This is a genomic window from Amycolatopsis sp. NPDC102389 (assembly GCF_044765885.1).
Lineage (GTDB): Bacteria > Actinomycetota > Actinomycetes > Mycobacteriales > Pseudonocardiaceae > Amycolatopsis.
The window spans coordinates 1-3,567 of sequence record NZ_JBIWKX010000128.1 but is presented as its reverse complement, the minus strand read 5'-3'; the positions used below and the strand labels follow the sequence as shown (position 1 = coordinate 3,567).

Annotated in this window: 4 protein-coding genes; all 4 read left to right on the top strand. The window is 67.3% G+C overall.

Annotation, left to right across the window (positions count from 1 at the left end):
- Window positions 1–403 precede the first annotated feature (403 nt).
- Genes pqqB through pqqE form a run of 4 tightly spaced genes read left to right on the top strand, consistent with a single transcriptional unit; the run spans window position 404 to window position 3,391 of the window.
- On the top strand, window positions 404–1,315 hold the full coding sequence (gene pqqB, locus ACIRGA_RS40795) for a pyrroloquinoline quinone biosynthesis protein PqqB (RefSeq protein WP_400952930.1): 912 nt from the start codon (window positions 404–406) through the stop codon (window positions 1,313–1,315).
- Complete coding sequence (gene pqqC, locus ACIRGA_RS40790; protein ID WP_400952927.1) at window positions 1,312–2,007, top strand: pyrroloquinoline-quinone synthase PqqC; 696 nt, start codon at window positions 1,312–1,314, stop codon at window positions 2,005–2,007. The genes pqqB and pqqC overlap by 4 nt, the downstream gene beginning before the upstream one ends.
- The gene (gene pqqD, locus ACIRGA_RS40785) at window positions 2,007–2,282 is read left to right on the top strand and encodes a pyrroloquinoline quinone biosynthesis peptide chaperone PqqD (RefSeq protein ID WP_400952923.1); all 276 of its coding nucleotides are present in this window, start codon (window positions 2,007–2,009) and stop codon (window positions 2,280–2,282) included. Before pqqC ends, pqqD begins: the two co-directional genes overlap by 1 nt.
- Complete coding sequence (gene pqqE, locus ACIRGA_RS40780) at window positions 2,279–3,391, top strand: pyrroloquinoline quinone biosynthesis protein PqqE (RefSeq protein ID WP_400952921.1); 1,113 nt, start codon at window positions 2,279–2,281, stop codon at window positions 3,389–3,391. Before pqqD ends, pqqE begins: the two co-directional genes overlap by 4 nt.
- Window positions 3,392–3,567: the final 176 nt, after the last annotated feature.

Genomic DNA, 3,567 nt, shown 5'->3' with positions numbered 1-3,567 from the left:
AACTCCAGAATGTCCACGTGCTCGGCCACCTGATTCGCCAACGTCAACGCCGACGGAAGATCCAGCACATCCAACGCCACCTGCAACTCCACAACGATCTCCTCACCACACAAGGGAAAACCAGAACCCCACCACCATCACCACCCCACCCCCACAGCGGCAACACCCCGCCACATCCGAAAACACAATCCCCCGATACACACAACCGATAACCACCCCCAACCCCGGGGAGGACGCCTGATCACGGCGATCCGCTCGTGACGGCGAGGTCGCCGTTCGTCAGTGATTCGGTGCCGGTCGTGGGCGATCGATTGTCAGGCCCGGCGCGGGCGAAGAAGATGGGCGAAGACAAACCGAGTTCAGGTCACGGCCGCTGCCAGGGGCCGAATTCGAGGGAGGACGTGTGTTCGTTCATTGCCTCGGAGTGGCGGCGGGCGGTGGTTTTCCGCAATGGAATTGCGCCTGCACCGGATGCCGCACCGCCCGAGCGAAGCCCGAGGTCGCGACGACGCACGCCGGGATCGCGGTTTCCGGAGACGGTGACCGGTGGTTCCTGCTCAACGCGACCCCGGACGTCCACCATCAGATCGCGGCGGATCCCGTCCTGCATCCGGGCCCGGAGATCCGGGAGACACCGGTCGCCGGTGTGCTCCTGACCGACGCGGAGTTCGATCACACGATCGGCCTGCTGATGTTGCGCGAGGAGTCGTCGCTGAAGGTCTACGGGACCCATCCCGTACTGGAGGCGCTGAGCTCGTGGTTCCCGGTCCGGGAGCTGCTGAGCGATTACGCGGATCTCGCCTGGTCCCGGATCGAGATCGGCAAGCCGCTGGAACTGGACGACCGGCTGCGGGTGACGGCCTTCCAGACCGGTTCCAAGGCGCCGCGCTACGTCGGGAGGTCGCGGCATTCGCCGCATCGCGACTCGTCGTCGGAATGGGAAGTGGGCTTCCGCCTGCAGGACAAGGTGACGGGCGGAACCGTCGTCTACGCGCCGACGCTGCCCCGTTGGGATGCGAAGTTCGCCGAGCAGGTGGCCTCGGCCGATTGCGTCTTCCTCGACGGTACATTTTGGACGGACGACGAGATGTCCTGCCAGGGTGCGGGAAACCGGACCGGAAGGTCCATGGGGCATATGCCCGTCGGCGGCGCCGACGGGTCGGCCCGCGCGCTGGCGGCGCTTCCGGCGAAACGGAAGATCTACACGCATATCAACAACACCAACCCGATTCTCGACGAAGGGTCCGGCGAGCGGCGGTGGCTGACGAGCCTGGGCATCGAGATCGGCCGAGCCGGCTTGGAGGTGGAAGTATGAACGCTTGGTCCGCGGAGGAGTTCGAAGCACGGCTGCGATCGATCGGGGAGAAGCGGTATCACCATCTGCACCCGTTCAACGAACGGATGCACGCGGGAACGCTCACCGAGGAAGAATTCCGTGGCTGGGTGCGCAATCGCTTTTATTACCAGATGAATCTGCCGGTCAAGGACGCGTTCATCCTGACCAAGCTGCCCGGCCGGGCGGACCGGCGCAGGTGGATCCAGCGCATCATCGATCACGACGGGCGAGAAGGAACCGAAGGCGGCATCGAGAAATGGGTGCGCCTCGGCCAGGCCGTCGGCCTGACCCGCGAAGAACTGTTCGACGTCGACACGGTGCTGCCCGGCGTCCGGTTCGCGGTGGACGCCTATGTGGACTTCTGCCGCCGGAAGCCGTGGCTGGAATCCGTGGCGTCGGCGCTGACGGAACTGTTCGCGCCGGATCTGCTCAGCAGGCGGATCACCGACGTCCGGCGGCATTACCCGTGGATCGCCGAGGACGGTCTGGAGTACTTCCGGGCGCGGCTGACCCAGCAGCCCAAGGACATCGCGCATCTGCTCGAGCTGGTGCTGGAGCACGCGAAGTCCAGGGAACAGCAGGACGCGTGCGCCCGGGCCTTGGAGTTCAAATGCGATGTCTTGTGGAGCCTGTTGGACGCCGTGCAGTTCGCGTACGGCAAGGGTTCGTGATGGACGACAGCGATCTCGCGGCCACTCCCCGGCTGGCCACGAAGGCGATGCTCAAACACGACAGTGTCCGTGGCGTGGAGCTTCTCCTGTTGCCGGAGCGGGTCGTGCTCCTGAACAAGTCCGGGGCGGCGATCCTCGGCCTGTGCGACGGCAGCCGGACCGTGCGGCAGCTGGTCGAGCAGCTCGAGCGGGAGTTCGAGGCGACCGATCTGGTGAACGACGTGATGACGTTCCTCCGTGACGCGAGCGGACGGGGCTGGGTGGTGGTCACATGAACGGGACTCCGCAGCCGTACGGTCTGCTGGCCGAAGTCACGCACCGGTGCCCGTTGCACTGCGTCTACTGCTCGAACCCGTTGGAACTGCGCGAGCGGGAGGACGAGCTCGGGACCGACGACTGGGTGCGGGTGATCGGCGAGGCGGCCGGCCTCGGGGTCGTCCAGGTGCACTTTTCGGGCGGTGAACCCCTCGTCCGCGGCGATCTGGAGACGATGGTCGCCGAGTGCCGCCGTCGTGGCCTCTACACGAACCTGATCACCAGCGGTCTCGGGTTGACCGAGGCCCGGGCGCGATCGCTCGTCTCGGCGGGCCTCAACAGCGCCCAGCTGAGCATCCAGGGGGACGCCGCCGAGTCGACGGACCTGGTCGCGGCGAGCAAGCGGTTCGACAAGAAGGAAGCCGCCGCGGGCATCATCCGCGCCGCCGGGCTGCCGTTGAACATGAACGTGGTCCTGCACCGGCTGAACCTGCACCGGCTCGACGCGATCATCGACGTCTGCGTGAACTGGGGCGCCGAACGGCTGGAACTCGCCAACAGCCAGTACTACGGCTGGGCTCTGCGCAATCGCGAGCTGCTGATGCCGAGCAAAGCCCAGCTGGACGAGGCCGTCGGTGTCTACGAACGCCGCAAGGCCGAGCTGGCCGGGCGGATGGAGATGCTCTGGATCCTGCCGGACTACTACGAGCCCTACCCGAAGCCGTGCATGGGCGGCTGGGCGCAGAACGCGCTGACCGTCGCGCCGGACGGCATGGTCTACCCGTGCCCGGTCGCCGCGGAGATCAAGACGCTGAAGTTCTCCTCCGTCCGCGACCACGGCCTCGAGTGGATCTGGTCGGAATCCTCCGCGTTCAAGGCCTACCGGGGCACGGAGTGGATGCCCGATCCCTGCCGCGGCTGCCCTCGCAAGGAGCTGGACTTCGGCGGGTGCCGGTGCCAGGCGTTCGCGCTGACCGGGGACGCCGGCCGCACCGACCCGGTGTGCCAGCACTCTCCGGACCATCATCTGGTCGAGGCGGCCCTTGTCCGTGCCAATCAAGAGGATCCGGCGGCGAACGGCGAGCAGCTCGTCTACCGACGGCCGACCGTCTCGGCGCGAAGGCGATGACCGCGTGTCCTCCGGGCCGGTTGTCCGCCAGCCACGCGATCCGGGTCGAAACCGTCGACACCGACGCCGCGTGAGGGATAAGGCGAACGTGGCGTGGTCGGTGCGGGTGGTGGGGGGGGGGGGGGGGGGGGGGGGGTGTGGGGGTGGTGAGTCCGGCCGGCCCCGCCCCCGCGGGC

What these genes read in the sequence shown, in the direction of transcription:
- pqqC (WP_400952927.1), top strand. Translation starts at nt 1,312, where the DNA reads ATGAACGCTTGGTCCGCGGAGGAGTTCGAAGCACGGCTGCGATCGATC.
- pqqE (WP_400952921.1), top strand. Translation starts at nt 2,279, where the DNA reads ATGAACGGGACTCCGCAGCCGTACGGTCTGCTGGCCGAAGTCACGCAC.
- pqqD (WP_400952923.1), top strand. Translation starts at nt 2,007, where the DNA reads ATGGACGACAGCGATCTCGCGGCCACTCCCCGGCTGGCCACGAAGGCG.